A 16,733-nucleotide genomic window follows, 5' to 3' on the forward strand; every position below is an offset into this window, starting at 1 on the left:
CCCGGAGCACATCAATGAGCACCCCCCAGCAGCCCGCCACTCCACCGCAAGCGGCGAACAACGGCAAACGCAAGCGCATGATGACGCTGCTCGTCATCGTGATCCTGATTGCCGCGGTCGCGTACGGCCTGTACTACTTCCTCGTCGCGCGCTTCCATGAAGACACCGACGATGCCTACGTGAGCGGCAACGTCGTGCAGATCACCCCGCAGGTCACGGGCACCGTGATCGCGGTCAACGCGGACGACACCCAGGTCGTCAAGGCCGGCGACCCGCTCGTCGTGCTCGACCCGGCCGACGCGCGCGTCGCACTCGAACAGGCCGAGGCCAATCTTGCGCAGGTGGTGCGCCAGGTGCGCGGTCTGTTCGCCGACGACAGCCAGTACGAAGCGCGGGTCGCGGCGAGCCAGGCCGATCTGTCGCGCGCCCAGGACGACCTGAAGCGCCGTATGACGATCGCGCAGACCGGCGCGGTATCGCAGGAAGAAATTTCGCACGCACGCGACTCCGTGAAGAGCGCGCAAGCCGCGCTCGACGCCGCCAAACAGCAACTCGCGGCAAACCGCGCGCTGACCGCGAACACCACGATCGCCGATCACCCGAACGTGCAGGCCGCCGCCGCGAAGCTGCGCGACGCATACCTGAACCACGCTCGCAATACTCTGCCGGCGCCGGTCACAGGCTATGTCGCAAAACGCTCGGTGCAGGTCGGCCAGCGCGTATCGCCCGGCTCGCCGCTGATGGCGATCGTGCCGCTGCATGACGTATGGGTCGAGGCGAACTTCAAGGAAGTGCAACTGAAGCACATGCGCATCGGCCAGCCAGTAGAACTGACGGCCGACGTCTACGGCTCGTCGGTGCCGTATCACGGCAAGGTGGTCGGCTTCTCGGCCGGCACGGGTTCGGCGTTCTCGCTGCTGCCCGCGCAGAACGCGACCGGCAACTGGATCAAGGTCGTGCAGCGTCTGCCGGTGCGTATTTCGCTCGATCCGCAGGAACTGGAGAAGCATCCGCTGCGTATCGGTCTGTCGATGCAGGCTGACGTGAACATCAAGGACGACACCGGCGGCCAGCTCGGTCAGGCGCCGTCCACGGTTTACCAGACCAACGTCTTCGACAAGTACGGCGCGGAAGCCGATGCGGAAATCGCACGCATCATCTCGGAAAACGCCGGCACGAACGCGAACGGCGGCGCGCAGAAGTCGACCGCGGCGAGCGCCGCGGCCGCCGCGAAACCGGCGGCCCATAAGAGCTGAGGCTCCGCCCGATGATTCATGGAAGGCTCTTTTAATGGCTCAGGCTCAGGCGCAAGTCCCTCACCCGCCGCTCGAGGGCGCGCAACTGGTGATCGGCACCATCGCGGTGTCGCTCGCCGTGTTCATGAACGTGCTCGACACGTCGATCGCGAACGTGTCGATCCCGTCGATTTCCGGCGACCTCGGCGTATCGTCCGACCAGGGCACGTGGGTGATTACGTCGTTCGCGGTGGCCAACGCGATCTCGGTGCCGCTGACCGGCTGGCTCACCGACCGCATCGGCCAGGTGCGGCTGTTCATGGCGTCGATCGTGCTGTTCGTGCTGTCGTCATGGATGTGCGGGCTGTCGCCGAACCTGCCGTTCCTGCTTGCGTCGCGCGTGCTGCAAGGCGCGGTGGCCGGCCCGATGATCCCGCTGTCGCAGACGCTGCTGCTCGCGAGCTATCCGCGCGCGAAGGCGCCGATGGCGCTATCGATGTGGGCGATGACCACGCTGATCGCACCGGTTGCCGGTCCGATCCTCGGCGGCTGGATTTCCGACAACATCTCGTGGCCGTGGATCTTCTACGTCAACATTCCCGTCGGCGCGGTCGCGGCCGCCGCGACGTGGATGATCTTCCGTAACCGCGATTCGGTCATCAGGAAGGCGCCAATCGACGGCGTCGGCCTCGGTCTTCTGATCGTCTGGGTCGGCTCGCTTCAGGTGATGCTCGACAAGGGCAAGGACCTCGACTGGTTCTCGTCGACGACGGTCGTCGTGCTCGCGCTCGTCGCGGTGATCGCGCTCGCGTTTTTTATCGTGTGGGAGTTGACGGCCGAGCATCCGGTGGTTGATCTGTCGCTGTTCAGCCGACGCAATTTCACCGGCGGCACGATCGCGCTGTCGATCGGCTATGGGCTTTACTTCGGCAATCTCGTGCTGTTGCCGCTGTGGCTCCAGACCGATATCGGCTACACGGCGACCGAAGCCGGACTCGTGATGGCACCCGTCGGTGTGTTCGCGATCCTGTTGTCGCCGCTGACCGGCAAGGTGCTGCCGCGTACCGATCCGCGCTATATCGCGACGCTGTCGTTCCTGATTTTCGCGCTGTGTTTCTGGATGCGCTCGCGTTATACGACGGGCGTCGATACGTACTCGCTGATGCTGCCCACGCTGATTCAAGGTATCGGTATGGCCGGCTTCTTTATTCCGCTCGTGTCGATCACGCTGTCGGGCTTGCCGGGCCATCGGATTCCGGCGGCCTCGGGGCTGTCGAACTTCGTGCGGATCATGTGCGGCGGTATCGGCACGTCGATCTTCCAGACCGCCTGGGATCACCGCACGATCATGCATCACGCGCAACTGACCGAACAGGCGAATGCTTACAACCCAGTGTTCGGTCAATCGATTCATCAGATGGGCGCGGCGGGCCTGGATCAGCAGCAGACCTACGGTCTCTTCAACACCATGGTCACGCAGCAGGCCGCGCAGCTCGGCGTAAACGATCTGTTCTTCATTTCGGCCGGTATTTTTGTCGCGCTGATCGCGCTGATCTGGATCACGCGGCCGGAACGGGCAGGCGGCGATGCGGGAGCGGCGGCGGGAGCGGCACATTGAGGGGGGCGTTTGTGGTGTTGCCTTAGTTCGACACCGCTCCACCGGAGGGCATGATCGAAACGGGATCGCTCGATGGCGATCCCGTTTTTTTATTGTCCGCGCCGGGCTGGCAAAACGGCGACCTCTAGCTCTCCGTCGTCACGATCAGACGGTCGGGCGCGAGCACGCCTTCGCCCGGCTTCGCGACCCCCAGAAGCCGCCCCTGCGCCGAGTACACCCTCACGCGCGGGGCATTCACCGCGTCGGCGGCGATCGTCAGCGACGACAGCTTCAGGCGCTGGCCATGAAGGAAGCGGCGCGTGTCATCGTCGTTCAGACAGACCTGCGGGAACGTCGACAGCAGCGCGTCGACCGGTTGCAGCCATGCGTCGCGTTCGAGTTCAGTCGCGTCGGACAACGCGTCGAGCGTGACCGAATGCTCGAGCGTCAGCGCGCCGACGCCCGTGCGCCGCAGCGCGACCAGATGCGCGCCGCAGCCGAGCGCTTCGCCGATATCCTCGGCAAGCGTGCGCACATAGGTGCCCTTGCTGCACGTCACGCGAAACGTCACATCCGGCAACGCGCACGCAATCAGCTCGAGCGCGCGAATCGTCACCTGCCGCCCTTCCCGTTCGACCGTCTGGCCGGCGCGCGCGTACTCGTACAGCGGCTTGCCATCGCGCTTGAGCGCCGAGTACATCGGCGGAATCTGAACGATCTCGCCGATGAATTTCGGCAAAGCCGCCCGCACCGCCGCTTCGTCGCAGTCGACGGCACGGATGTCGAACGCCTCGCCTTCGGCGTCGCCGGTGGTCGTGCGGATACCGAGGCGCATCGTCGCCTCGTAGGTCTTGTCGGCTTCGAGCAAGTCTTGCGAAAACTTGGTGGCCTCGCCGAAACACAGCGGCAGCAGGCCGGTTGCCAGCGGATCGAGCGTGCCGGTGTGGCCCGCCTTTTTCGCCAGATAAAGACGTTTCGCGCGAACCAGCGCGTCGTTGCTCGACAGGCCGAGCGGCTTGTCGAGCAGGAGCACGCCATCGAGCGCGCGACGCGGCACGCGGGGGCGTTGAGGTGCGGTCATGTCGAGGGAGGCAGAACGTTCGGGAAATGCGAAAAAAGGCGCCGCGCGCTACATGGAACGCCACGGCACGGCAGACGCTCAGTCGTCTTTCGCGCGCGTGGAATTTGCCTCGTCGATCAGACGCGACATCTCCACGGCGCGCTCGATCGTCTTGTCGTAGTGGAAATGCAGCGTCGGCACCGTGTGGATATGCAGGCGCTTGAACAGCAGATTGCGCAGATGGCCGGCAGCGTGCGTCAGCGCTTCGAGCGTTTGCTGCGGGTCGCCCGTCAGCGTCGTGAAGTAGACCTTTGCGTGCGCGTAGTCGGGCGTTAGCTCGACGCTCTGAAATGTGACGATGCCGATGCGCGGATCCTTGACCTCGCGCAGAAGCTCAGCCAGGTCGCGCTGGATCTGATCGGCGATCTGCACGTTGCGATTGGGAGTAGTACGTTTCTTAGGCATGGTGTTGTGTGCTCCGCTAAGACGGATGCAAAAAATTGGTTCGCGCGAGCCGTGTTCGATATTCGTTCGATACGACGGCGTCGCGGTCGCCGCGGCGGGGTGAGAGTCCATTTGCGACGAACGCGGCAACCAAGCCAGCAACAAACTCGACACTGTGGGCTCAAAAACAACGGGCGGAGCGGGCGTCAAGCCCGTTCCGCCCGCTGTGCCGTGCCGCGCGAATTACAGCGTACGCGCGACTTCGGTGACCTCGAAGACTTCGAACTGATCGCCTTCGACGATATCGTTGAAGTTCTTGATCGACATACCGCACTCGAAGCCCTGACGGACTTCTTTCACATCGTCCTTGAACCGCTTGAGCGAATCGAGTTCGCCCGTGAAGATGACGACGTTGTTGCGCAGCACGCGCACCGACGACGAGCGCTTGACGAAACCATCCGTGACCATACAGCCGGCCACCGTGCCGACCTTCGGCACCTTGAATACCTGGCGTACTTCGACCGTGCCCGTCACGACTTCGCGCTTCTCCGGCGCCAGCATGCCCGACATTGCTGCCTTCACGTCATCCACGGCGTCGTAGATGATGTTGTAGTAGCGGATGTCGACGCCATTAGCTTCCGCGAGCTTGCGAGCCTGCGCATCCGCGCGGGTGTTGAAGCCAATGATGACCGCCTTCGACGCCGTCGCGAGATTGACGTCCGACTCGCTGATGCCGCCGACCGCTCCGTGCACGATCTGCACGCGTACTTCGTCGGTGGAGAGCTTCTGCAGCGACTGCACCAGCGCTTCCTGCGAACCCTGCACGTCGGCCTTGACGATGAGCGGCAAGTACTGCACTTCGCCCTCGCCCATCTGCTCGAGCATGTTCTCGAGCTTCGCGGCCTGCTGCTTTGCGAGCTTGACGTCGCGGAACTTGCCCTGACGGAACAGCGCAACTTCACGCGCCTTGCGCTCGTCCGGCATCACGATCACTTCTTCGCCAGCCTGCGGCACTTCCGACAGACCCTGGATTTCGACCGGAATCGACGGACCCGCGGACTTGGTCGGCTTGCCGGTTTCGTCGAGCATGGCACGCACGCGACCGTAGGCGCTGCCTGCCAGCACGACGTCGCCGCGGTTCAGCGTACCTGACTGGACGAGGATCGTTGCTACCGGACCCTTACCCTTGTCGAGCTTCGCTTCGATGACGAGACCCTTGGCCGGCGATTCGACCGGTGCCTTCAGCTCCAGCACCTCGGCCTGCAGCAGCACGTTTTCGAGCAGATCGTCGATGCCCGCGCCGGTCTTCGCCGACACCGGCACGAACGGCGAGTCGCCGCCGTACTCTTCCGGCACGACGCCTTCCGTGACGAGCTCCTGCTTCACGCGCTCCGGATTCGCTTCCGGCTTGTCGATCTTGTTGATCGCGACGACGAGCGGCACGCCGCCAGCCTTCGCGTGGGAGATCGCTTCCTTCGTCTGCGGCATCACGCCGTCGTCGGCGGCCACCACCAGGATCACGATATCGGTCGCCTTCGCACCGCGGGCACGCATTGCCGTAAAGGCTTCGTGACCCGGCGTGTCGAGGAACGTGATCACGCCGCGCGGCGTTTCGACGTGGTAGGCGCCGATGTGCTGCGTAATACCGCCCGCTTCGCCTGCCGCAACCTTCGCGCGGCGGATGTAGTCGAGCAGCGAGGTCTTGCCGTGGTCGACGTGGCCCATCACCGTGACGACCGGCGGACGTGGCAGCGCTTCGGCGTCGCTCGCTTCGCCTTCGACCAGCATGGCTTCCGGATCGTCCAGCTTCGCCGCGAGCGCATGGTGGCCCAGTTCCTCGACGATGATCATCGCCGTTTCCTGGTCCAGCATCTGGTTGATCGTGACCATCTGGCCGAGCTTCATCATCACCTTGATAACTTCCGAAGCCTTCACCGCCATCTTGTGCGCGAGATCCGCGACCGTGATGGTTTCCGGCACATGCACTTCACGCACGATCGGTTCGGTCGGCGCCTGGAACGTGGTGTTCTGCTCCTGATGCTTGCCACGCCCCTTCGGACCGCCGCGCCAGCCACGATCGACGCCGCCGCTCGAATCGCCGCGCGTCTTGATGCCGCGGCGCTTCGCTGCGTCGTCCTGCCAGCCGCTCTTACCGCCGCCCGGCTTCTTCTTGTCGCCCGCCGACGGTGCGCTCGCGGGCGCCGGAGTCGCGGCGGTTGCCGGCTTTCTCGCTGCCGGGCGCGCCGGTGCTTCACCAGCCGGACGCGCCGGCTTATGGAGCGTGCCCTTGGCTTCGGCCGCCTTGGCCGGCTCGGCGGGCTTCGGTGCCGGTTCCGGCGCCTTCACCTGCGCCTTGCGCGGCGTGTTCATCATTTCGCGAATCGCGCGCGCTTCGGCTTCGGCCGCCGCGCGGCGCTTGGCGATTTCTTCCTGTTCGGCGCGCGCCTTTTCGGCGGCCACGCGCGCGGCGTCTTCCGCTTTCTTCGCGGCTTCGCGTTGCGCGGCGCGTTCCGCTGCCGCGCGTTCGTCGTCCTGCTCGTTTGCCTTCTCGGCAACCGGTGCAGCGGCTTTCGCCGCCGCCTGCTGGGCCTTCTCGCGAGCCGCCGCCTCGGCCGCAACCGATGCGCGCTTCTTTGCATCTTCTTCCGCGCGCTGACGCTCGGCTTCCGCGGCCTGCTCGCGCGCCTGACGGTCGACTTCTTCGCGCTCGAGCTGTTCCTGGCGCGCCTTCAGCTCCTGCGCCTGCTTTTCGAGCAGCTCAGCTTCGTGACGTGCTTCTTCCTCACGACGCTGCAGTTCGAGATCTTCTGCGTCGGCGTTCTCGGCCACATGATTCGATGCATCCCCGCCTTCCGCGACAGTCTCGTCGCGGCGGACGAACGTGCGCTTCTTGCGCACCTCGACCTGAATGGTGCGAGCTTTGCCCGTCGCATCGGACTGCTTGATCTCCGACGTATGCCGTTTCGTCAGCGTGATCTTGCGCTTGTCTGCATCAGTCGAGCCGTGAGACTTGCGCAAGTGGTCGAGCAGACGCGCCTTGTCCGTTTCGGACAAGGAGTCGGCTTCGCTCGCTTTTGTGACGCCAGCTGCCTGCAGCTGCTCAAGCAGCACGCCTGCAGGCATTTTCAGTTCCGCGGCAAATTGGGCTACGTTGTTACTCGCCATTCATTCCTCTTAATGCAAGGACCGATTCCTTGCGGTTAGCATCGGGTCATGCGGCCTGACGGCCGCGTTCAATTCAGTGCGCCATGGTCATTTCTCACTGGAACCAGTGTTCACGTGCTTTCATGATCAACGCCTTAGCGGCATCCTCTCCCATCCCAGTCATCTCGACCAGTTCATCCACGGCCAGCTCGGCGAGTTCGTCGCGCGTCTGGATCTGATGTTCGGCCAGTTTCGCGAGCAGGTCGGCGTCCATGCCGTCCAGGCTCTTCAGGTCGAGCGCTACATTCTCGACCTTTTCTTCGTTCGCGATCGCCATCGTCAACAGCGCGTCGCGCGAGCGGTTGCGCAGTTCGTGAACGGTGTCTTCGTCGAATGCCTCGATTTCGAGCATTTCGTTGAGCGGCACGTAGGCGATCTCTTCGAGGCTCGTGAAGCCTTCGTCGATCAGGATATCGGCGACTTCCTCGTCGACATCGAGACGCGCCATGAACAGGTCGCGCAGGACGCCGCGCTCCTGATTCTGCTTCTGCGCAGATTCGTCCGGCGTCATGATGTTGATCTGCCAGCCGGTGAGCTCGCTGGCAAGCCGCACGTTCTGGCCGCTGCGGCCGATCGCGACCGCGAGTTCGTTCTCGTCGACGACGACGTCCATCGAATGCTTTTCTTCATCGACGACGATCGACTGCACGGCTGCCGGCGCGAGCGCGCCGATCACGAACTGGGCGGGGTCTTCCGACCATAGCACGATGTCGACGTTTTCGCCACCGAGCTCGTTGCGTACGGCCTGCACGCGCGAGCCGCGAATACCGACGCAGGTGCCGATCGGATCGATGCGCTTGTCATAAGCCACCACGCCGATCTTCGCGCGCACGCCCGGATCGCGAGCCGCCGCTTTAATCTCGAGCAGGCCCTGCTCGATTTCCGGCACTTCCATCTCGAACAGCTTCATCAGGAATTCCGGCGCCGTACGCGACAGCTCGATCTGCGGACCACGCGCGGTGCGGTCGACCTTCGCGATATACGCGCGCACGCGGTCGCCCACCCGAAGGTTTTCCTTCGGGATCAGCTGGTCGCGGCGCAGCAACGCTTCGACGCGGCCCGATTCGACGATGAAGTTGCCCTTGTCGAGGCGCTTCACCGAGCCGGTCATGATGTGTTCGCCGCGCTCGAGGAAGTCGTTCAGGATCTGCTCGCGCTCGGCGTCGCGCACCTTCTGCAGGATCACCTGCTTGGCGGCCTGCGCGCCGATACGGCCGAATTCGATCGACGGCACCGGCTCCTCGATGAACTCGTCGAGCTGAATATCGGGCTGCTGCTCGCGCGCCTCGAACAGCAGAATTTCCTGATCCGGTTCCTGCAGACCTGCTTCGTCCGGCACCACCTTCCAGCGGCGAAACGTTTCGTGCTCGCCGCTTTCACGGTCGATGTGGACACGGATATCCGCATCTTCTTCGAAGAGTTTCTTGGAGGCCGAAGCGAGAGCCGCTTCGAGCGCGGCAAATACCACGTCCTTATCGACATTCTTCTCGCGTGCCAGCGCATCCACCAGCATCAACACTTCGCGACTCATTGTTTGCGGCTCCTAAAGTCAACTTTCGGAACAAGGCGCGCCTTGTCCATGTCCGCGAGCGTGAAATCGAGCATCGCGGCCCCTTCTTTTCCTTCAAATTCCAGACCGATCGTCTCGCCTTGCGGAGCATGCAAAATGCCCCGGTACGATTTCCGACCGTCCAATGGCTTTTTCAGTGTGATAACCGCTTCGCTGCCCGCGAAACGTTCAAAATCCGCCAGTTTCTTCAGCGGGCGATCGAGACCGGGTGACGATACTTCGAGCCGCTCGTAATCGATATTTTCGACCGTCAGAACGTGCTGGAGCTGACGCGTGACTTTCTCGCAGTCTTCGATTGCGATGCCGGCTGGCTGGTCGATATAGATACACAACATGCCGCGCCCGGTGCGCTCGAGATCGACGAGCTCGTAGCCGAGTCCCACGACCGTGGTTTCAATCAGTTCCGTCAGTTGCACAGTGCCCTCTTAGATGTTCGCGCAGCGAGCCTCGCCTCTTCTGCAAACAACCAATGCGGGCCGCGCGCCAAGCCGGCGCACGTTCGTGCGAACCCGAGATGCCGAACCACGATGAACTGAGCGGCAAAAAAAAATGGGCTGAACGCCCATCATCTTATTGCCGGTGGTCGCACCTGAGCCGCACATGAAACCGTACGCCCAGCGACTTCGCGATTGTAGCCATTTTCCGGCCCAAACGCAATCCGCGGAACGCCGGGCGATGCGCATTTCCGCTTGATTTGATAGGAATCTTTCGACAATGTGGCGGCAAATCCGGGCTTTTGCAAGGTCGCCCGAGCCGTCGGGAAGGGGAGCCGGACGGGCTACGCCAACACTTTGCGGCGATGCGTCCTGTCGGTCTTCAGCGCAGTTTCGCACGGCGTTTGACGCATCGGAACGCCGTGCGAACGCGGCAAACAAGAGGCGGCATAAAATCGCCAAAAACGATAAACGGCTCGGCCGGGAAGCACTCGACATTGCTAGTCAGTATGCAGTATGACTCCCGTGAGGCAATGGCTGGCCCGCCGTAAGGAATCAAGCGCGGGTTAGCATTGCAGCCAGAGCAGCACAGTGCGGACACGGCCGCTCCCGGCGATTTCCGGCACGGAGGCCAGCATGGAAGACGACAGCACGCTGTGCGTCGGTCTCGATGTACACAAGGACTCGATCACAGTCGCGTATGCGCCGGGCTCGGGCGAAGTCGAACTGCTGGGCAAGATCGGTATGACGCAGGCTGATATCGATCACCTGTGCAGGCGCCTGCAGTCGAAAGTGCGGCACATCTGCGTTGTCTGCGAGGCCGGTCCATGCGGCTACGGACTTTACCGGCAGCTCGTGCAGAAGGGATTCGGGTGCATCGTGTGCGCCCGATCGCTGATTCCGAAAAAACCGGGTGAACGGGTCAAGACTGAGCGGGGTAATGCGATCAAGCTTGTGCGGTCTTTGCGCGCCGGTGACCTCTCCGCGGTGTACGTGCCGAGCGACGACGACGAAGCGTTCCGCGATCTGGCACGGACGTGGCTGGCGCCAAAGACGACCTGAAGCGCGCACGGCAACGCGTGAAGGCCTTTCTACTCTCGCTTGGGACGAGTAACCCGCGACCAGGCTACGCAACGGACTACTGCATCCGACTTGCGGTTCCAGATAGCGGCAGGCTCATTGGGCGGACATCTTTAGTGCGGTACCCAACCCGCGGATATCAGCTTGATCCGCCGCCGAAATGTACTGCTACGCCGCCCTGAGGAAATTCCGGCAACATGAATTCGAGAAACTAAAAACCCGATCCCGATTGACACCGGGAGTCATATCAGCCTGGCAGGTCATGCGAACTGCACCAAAGGGTATGGCCGTTCAACGGCCACCCCTCAAACGCGGTACAGCGCCCCGCTCAACGGCCGCGCGAGCGACCGCGCGCCGTGCCGCCGCCACGATTCGCGCCGCCCGAACCCGCGTTGCCGCCGGCACGGTTGGCGTTGCCGCCACGATTGCCGCCCGGCCCGCGATTGCCGCCGCTGTCGCCGGACGCGCCGGCACGCTTGCCGCCAGTGCGCGCACGGTTGCCGTTGGGCGACGACGCGCGGTTGCCGTCGACGTCGCGGCCGCGCTGCCCCCCGGCGCCGCGATTGCCCACACCGACACCAGAACCAGTGCCGCCCCCCATGCCCGCGCCGAAGCCACCGCCTGCCGCGCCACGGCGACCCTGTCCGCGCGGCTGCTGCTCGAAGCGGCTGTGCGACATCAACACCGGCTCGCGGTTGATAAAGCCCATCGACGTCTGCATCGGATCCGGCTGACGACGCTCCGGCGCCGCATTGCGGCTACCGCGCTCCTCAGCCGGCGCCTTCAGGCCGACCGATGCCATCAGTGCGCGCACCTGATTGTCCTCGAGTTCTTCCCAGCGGCCGCGCTTCAGACCACGCGGCAGGGAGATCGGGCCGTGGCGCGTACGGATCAGCCGGCTGACCATCAGGCCGGCCGCTTCGAACATGCGGCGTACTTCGCGATTCCGCCCTTCGGCGAGCGCGACGTGGTACCAGTGATTCGTGCCTTCGCCGCCGCCGTCGCGGATGCGCAAGAAATTCGCCGGGCCGTCCTCGAGTTCGACGCCGTTTAGCAGCTTCTGACGCATACCCTCGGCGAGTTCGCCGACGACACGCACCGCGTATTCGCGCTCGACGCTATAACGCGGATGCATGAACCGGTTCGCGAGATCGCCCGAGGTGGTCAGCATCAGAAGACCTTCGGTGTTGAAGTCGAGACGCCCGACCGCGACCCACTTGGCGGTTTTCATCGGTGGCAGCTTGTCGAACACCGATGGACGGCCTTCCGGGTCCGCGTGGCTGACGATTTCGCCGGTCGGTTTGTGGTACAGCAGCACGCGCGGCGGCTTGCTGGCGAGCCTGCGCTTGACCGGCTTGCCGTTGATGCGGACCTGGTCGGTCGGCATGATGCGCTGGCCGATGTGCGCCGGTTCGCCGTTCACCGACACGCGGCCGGCGATGATCAGCTCTTCCATGTCGCGGCGCGAGCCCATGCCCGCCTCGGCGAGCACCTTGTGCAGCTTCGGCGCGTCGTCATCGGGCGACAGCACGCGCTTCGGGCCCGCTGCCTGGCCACGGCGCAGCATCGGCGCGCGTACGCCGCCAGTCGTGGTGTTGTCGGCATCGAATGCGGGCGACGTCACATATGAGAACAGATCGTCCTGAGCTGACTCCGCTGCCGCATCGGCGCCGCGGCGATTCTGGCGCTGGCCCTCACGTTGACCTTCGCGCGGCTGACGTTCGCGCTGGTCTTCGCGTGATACGCCCTCGCGCTTCGCACCGCCAGCGTTACGACGCCCGCCCTGTTTCGCGCCCGCGTCCTTGCGCGGCGTGCGCACCTGGGCGACGACCTCGCCGTCCGGCGGCGTTTCGGCGACGACCGGCGCGCCTTGCGCGGGCGCGCCCTCGGCTGCCTTCGTCTTCGCGCCGGCGCGGCGTCGCGCGATCAGGCTGCGCGGCCCGCGACGCAGACCGCGGCGGGGGCGCTCTTCGCCCTCTGCTTCCGGGCCATGAGCCGGGCGCTCGCCCTCGCCTGCCGCCGCTTGCGTAGTGCGTTCGTCGGTCCGCGCCGACGGCACGGGGCGCTCGGATTCGGACGAATCGGTGTCGTGGGTATGTGTCAAAACAACCTCAAAATGTCAGGTCGCGCGCGCCCGTTGCGGGCGCGGCAAAAAAGTTCGGTTACGTCAGGCGCTGCGCGACTCGGTTTCGTCGTCGGTCAGAAAACCTGCGTCCTGCGCGGCATCGCGGCGATCCTCGGGATCGCCGTGCGCCGCCTCGATCGGATTCGGCTCGGCAACGTGCTCCGTATTGCGAGCTACGCCCGAGCCGTGCGCGGGTGTTGCCGGATCGGTCTGGGCGACCGGATCGTAATGCTGTGCCGAGCCGGCGACGCTGGCATGCGCTGCCGCGGGTGCCGGTTCGGGCTGTTGTTGCGTGTCGTGCGGCGCGCTCGACGCGTCTGACGCATTCGTCGTGCCGGCCTGCCCGGTCGCTTCCGCGGGGGGCTCCGGTTCGAGCGTCGACTCGGCTACCGTCTCGGGAGGCGCTGCTTCAAATCCCGACGCGGCGTGCTGCGCCGCTTCCGGCGGAGCCGGCTCGCCAGCCTCACCCGCGATGTCGTGCCCGGCATCCTGCACCGGCTGCTGCATGCTTTGCGCGTCGCCCTCGGCAAACTCGATCGCGTGCTGACCCAGCAGATCCGCGTTCAGTTGTGCGGACGGATCGGCAAGCGGAGGCAACTCGTCAAGCGCCGTTAGACCAAGGTCATCGAGGAACTGGCGCGTGGTCGCATACAGCGCCGGACGCCCCGGCACGTCGCGATGACCGATCACCTCGATCCAGCCGCGATCCTCGAGCTGCTTGACGACCTGCGTATTCACCGTCACACCGCGAATTTCTTCGATATCGCCCCGTGTCACCGGTTGCCGGTAGGCAATGATCGCGAGCGTTTCGAGCACCGCGCGCGAATATTTCGGCGGTTTTTCCGGATGCAACCGATCCAGGTACGAACGCATCGCGGGCTTGCTTTGAAACCGCCAGCCCGATGCCAGCCCGACCAGCTCCACACCGCGCCCAGACCAGTCCCGCTTCAGGTCTTCGAGCAAGGTCCGAACAGTGTCCGCCGACACGCCGTCGGCAAAGAGCTTGCGCAACTCGCCGAGCTTTAACGGCTCCTGCGCGCAGATCAAGGCAGTCTCGAGGACGATCTTCGCCTCTTGGGTATTCATGCAGCTAGGTCAGACCCTGTGGTCAAAGAACCGGATCAAACAGACGATGTGGAACTGAAGACGCGCTCGCCCGATTCTGATCGGTCATATTGATGGGAGCACGCACCGGGGGGTGGCGAACAGACTTATCGAGCCAGACCCAGCCGGACGGAGCGGCGAAATTCCTGAAAGGAATCGCGTGACTGAGCGCCATATTACGCAAAAACGACCGGGGCGTAAAGCCGCGATCTGCCGTGCATCTTCTGCTGCGGCGCCGACCGGTGTAGCCGCGCCCGCCCGGGTCGAGTCGACAGCAAGAAGATTCTCACGATTCGTAGCTTTTCGCCGCTCGCGGTGCGTCAACACGAAGCGCGGGGGGCGTACGAGGCCGCATGATCAGGCCCCGGCGTGGCGCGCCAGAAACCGCGTCAAGCGCTCGACGCCGGCATCGAGCCGCACCGTATCGCACGCATAGCACCAGCGCACGAACCCCTCGCCCTGCGGCCCGAACGCGCTGCCCGGTGCCACGCCGAGCCCGACCTCCCGCACCATCGCCTTGCACAAATCGAGACTGCGCGTCGAGCCCGGCATCGAGAAGAACAGATACATCGCGCCCAGCGGGGCCTTCACATCGACGCCGGGAACCGCCAACAGCGCGCGCACCAGATGATCGCGCGACGTCCTCAGGTCGCGCACCAGCTGCTGCGTAAAACGCTCGCCCTGCTCGAGCGCCGCGATGCCCGCCTGCTGCACGAACGACGGTGCGCACGACGTGTTGTACTCGACCAGCTTCGCCAGGTCGTCCATCAACGCGGTCGGCGCGACGATCCAGCCGAGCCGCCACCCCGTCATCAGCCAGGCTTTCGAGAACGAATTCACGCAGATCACGCGTTCGCCGCGTGTCGCGAGGTCGAGAAACGATGGCGCGGTGCGCACACCGGCCGCCTGGGCGGCGTCATCGCCGGAATAGTAGAGCCGCTCATAGACCTCGTCCGCGACGATCCAGATGCCGTGCCGCCGGCAGTGTTCGAGCACGCTGCGCTGGTCGTCGCGACTCATCACCCAGCCGGTCGGGTTGTTCGGCGAGTTGATCATCAGCATCTTCGTGTCAGGCGTCAGCGCGCTCAGCAATCGCCCGACGTCGAGCTCCCAGCCGCGTTCGCCGTAGCCGAGCGCGACGGTTTCGACATGCGCGCCGAGAATCTTCGGGATTTCGACCAGATTCGGCCATAGCGGCGTCACCGCGACGACGCGGTCGCCGCCGCCGACCACCAGCTGCGCGGCGAGCATCAGCGCGTTGACGCCCGCGCTCGTGACCGCGACGTGCTCGGGCGACGTCGCCCCGTGCAACTCGCTGACGTAGCCCGCAAGTGCCGCGCGCAATGGCGCGATGCCGAGATTGTGCGTGTAAAACGTCGCGCCGGCGGCGAGCGCGGCGCTCGCGGCGTCGCGAATGAATGCGGGTGTGACGCGATCGGACTCGCCGAACCAGAACGGCAGCACGTCGTCGACGCCGAAACCGGCGTTCGCGACTTCACGGATTTGCGATGGACGCAGCGCGCGTACGGCGTCGCGCGCATTCGGGATGGAGGGCACGGGCAGGTCCAATTCGCTCATCGAGGCTTCCGGGTGGGTGAAGGATAAGAGGCTCGAAGCGCAACCGCGAAGGCGTGCGCGATGAAGATGGTAGTTTAGCGCGCCGGGTAACCGGACAGCGGCGCAGCGAGTAGCGGTGGGCGGGCGGTGGGCGGGCGGTGGGCGGGCGGTGGGCGGCGTGTGGGCGGCGGGCCGCGCCCGGCGCCAATCCACCAGTCGAACGGATCGCAGGCGATCCCGCCCGTTAATTCAACTCCTCGGCCCGGCCCGGCAACTGGCGGATCAGATTCCACACCGCCTCGGCCGCGGGCGACAGCGACCGGTCGCGCCGCCGCACCAGTTCGACGAGGCGTTCCGCGCGCGGCACCAGCGGACGCGCGACCAGCGACGCCCCCGCCGGCAGCGGCAGCGCGAGCCACGGCAGCACGCTGATCCCGACGCCCGCCTCGACGAGCCCGAACACCGTCGCCGAATGGCCAAGTTCCTGCACCACGGTGGCGTTCACGCCCTGCGCCTGCATCACGGCATCGATGAGGGGGCGGCTGCCGGACGCATAATCGAGCATCACGAGTTGCTCGCCGTCGAGGTCCTTCCACGTAACCTGTTTGCGCGCGGCGAGCCGGTGATCGTCACGCGACACGATGCAGAACGAGTCCGTCATCAGCGTCTCGCTGAGCAGATCGTCGTCGGAGAACGGGCCGATGATCACGCCGAAGTCCACTTCACCCGACTTCACCTTGCGCACTACGTCGCTTTGCACGTCGTCGCGCAGCCCAAGCGTCACATAAGGAAACTGCTGTCCGCACGACGCGACTACGCGCGGCATCAGCCGGCACGCGACGGTCGGGCTCGCCGCGACCACCACGCGTCCGCGGCGCTGCTCGCCGATTTCGCGGATCTCGCGCAACGCGTCGTCGAGATCCCCCAGCAGTCGCGACACACTCGCCACGAGGTTGCCGCCTACGTCGGTTAGTTGCACTTCGCGCGTCGTGCGATCGATGAGCTTCAGGCCGATCTCGCTTTCGAGCTCGCGTACGCAGCGACTGACCGCCGACTGCGTGAGGCCGATCTCGTCGCCGGCCCGACTGAAGCTTTGCAAGCGCGCCACCTCGATGAAAACCCTGAGCTGTCGCAGCGTCACATTCATTTGTTCACCTCATCAATAGCGCAGCTTGATGCGCATTGTACGACCAAATACATGCGGCATAGCACCGTCCACGCGGCCGCTGCAATGCAGCAAAAAAGCGCGAACGCACGCCGGCCGGGCTTTTCTGCCCCAGATTGGTGATTGTCCCGATTTGCGAGATGGGTTTTTTGGATTCT

The 16,733-nt window shown here is 64.7% G+C and carries 11 protein-coding genes and 1 pseudogene; 3 read left to right on the top strand and 9 right to left on the bottom strand.

The window, feature by feature from the left end; all coding sequences use genetic code 11:
* The first annotated feature begins 14 nt into the window (after positions 1–14).
* Positions 15–1,256: an EmrA/EmrK family multidrug efflux transporter periplasmic adaptor subunit gene (locus OKW30_RS11525; protein ID WP_429292702.1), complete on the top strand. Its 1,242-nt coding sequence runs from the start codon at positions 15–17 to the stop codon at positions 1,254–1,256.
* A gap of 34 nt (positions 1,257–1,290) precedes the next feature.
* Positions 1,291–2,853, top strand: coding sequence for a DHA2 family efflux MFS transporter permease subunit (locus OKW30_RS11530; protein WP_429346743.1), 1,563 nt, complete (start codon positions 1,291–1,293; stop codon positions 2,851–2,853).
* A gap of 124 nt (positions 2,854–2,977) precedes the next feature.
* Here OKW30_RS11530 and truB read toward each other — a convergent pair whose 3' ends face one another.
* The 5 genes from truB to rimP form a co-directional block, all read right to left on the bottom strand.
* Positions 2,978–3,913 (bottom strand): tRNA pseudouridine(55) synthase TruB, encoded by a 936-nt coding sequence (truB, locus tag OKW30_RS11535; protein WP_187626762.1) that lies wholly within the window; start codon positions 3,911–3,913, stop codon positions 2,978–2,980.
* A gap of 78 nt (positions 3,914–3,991) precedes the next feature.
* Positions 3,992–4,357, bottom strand: coding sequence for a 30S ribosome-binding factor RbfA (gene rbfA, locus OKW30_RS11540; RefSeq protein WP_008922231.1), 366 nt, complete (start codon positions 4,355–4,357; stop codon positions 3,992–3,994).
* A gap of 222 nt (positions 4,358–4,579) precedes the next feature.
* Positions 4,580–7,501: a translation initiation factor IF-2 gene (infB, locus tag OKW30_RS11545; protein ID WP_429346744.1), complete on the bottom strand. Its 2,922-nt coding sequence runs from the start codon at positions 7,499–7,501 to the stop codon at positions 4,580–4,582.
* Positions 7,502–7,595: 94 nt separating this feature from the next.
* On the bottom strand, positions 7,596–9,071 hold the full coding sequence (gene nusA, locus OKW30_RS11550; protein WP_176120042.1) for a transcription termination factor NusA: 1,476 nt from the start codon (positions 9,069–9,071) through the stop codon (positions 7,596–7,598).
* Positions 9,068–9,526, bottom strand: a complete 459-nt coding sequence (gene rimP, locus OKW30_RS11555; protein ID WP_006052964.1) for a ribosome maturation factor RimP — start codon at positions 9,524–9,526, stop codon at positions 9,068–9,070. The genes nusA and rimP overlap by 4 nt, the downstream gene beginning before the upstream one ends.
* A 654-nt stretch (positions 9,527–10,180) precedes the next feature.
* On the opposite strand from rimP, the pseudogene OKW30_RS11560 reads away from it, so the two are divergent.
* Positions 10,181–10,650: pseudogene (locus tag OKW30_RS11560) on the top strand (IS110 family transposase); the annotation flags it as partial.
* A 302-nt stretch (positions 10,651–10,952) separates the two neighbouring features.
* Here OKW30_RS11560 and rluB read toward each other — a convergent pair.
* The 4 genes from rluB to OKW30_RS11580 form a co-directional block, all read right to left on the bottom strand.
* Complete coding sequence (rluB, locus tag OKW30_RS11565) at positions 10,953–12,728, bottom strand: 23S rRNA pseudouridine(2605) synthase RluB (RefSeq protein WP_184071232.1); 1,776 nt, start codon at positions 12,726–12,728, stop codon at positions 10,953–10,955.
* A 63-nt stretch (positions 12,729–12,791) separates the two neighbouring features.
* A complete protein-coding gene (gene scpB / locus OKW30_RS11570) occupies positions 12,792–13,835 on the bottom strand; it encodes an SMC-Scp complex subunit ScpB (RefSeq protein ID WP_429346745.1) in 1,044 nt (347 codons plus the stop codon).
* Between the two features lie 375 nt (positions 13,836–14,210).
* Positions 14,211–15,431, bottom strand: coding sequence for a pyridoxal phosphate-dependent aminotransferase (locus OKW30_RS11575; protein WP_429346746.1), 1,221 nt, complete (start codon positions 15,429–15,431; stop codon positions 14,211–14,213).
* 223 nt (positions 15,432–15,654) lie between these two features.
* On the bottom strand, positions 15,655–16,557 hold the full coding sequence (locus OKW30_RS11580; RefSeq protein ID WP_184071227.1) for a LysR family transcriptional regulator: 903 nt from the start codon (positions 16,555–16,557) through the stop codon (positions 15,655–15,657).
* Positions 16,558–16,733 lie beyond the last annotated feature (176 nt).

It is taken from the genome of Paraburkholderia sp. Clong3 (genome assembly GCF_050436485.1).
GTDB classification, from domain to species: domain Bacteria; phylum Pseudomonadota; class Gammaproteobacteria; order Burkholderiales; family Burkholderiaceae; genus Paraburkholderia; species Paraburkholderia tuberum.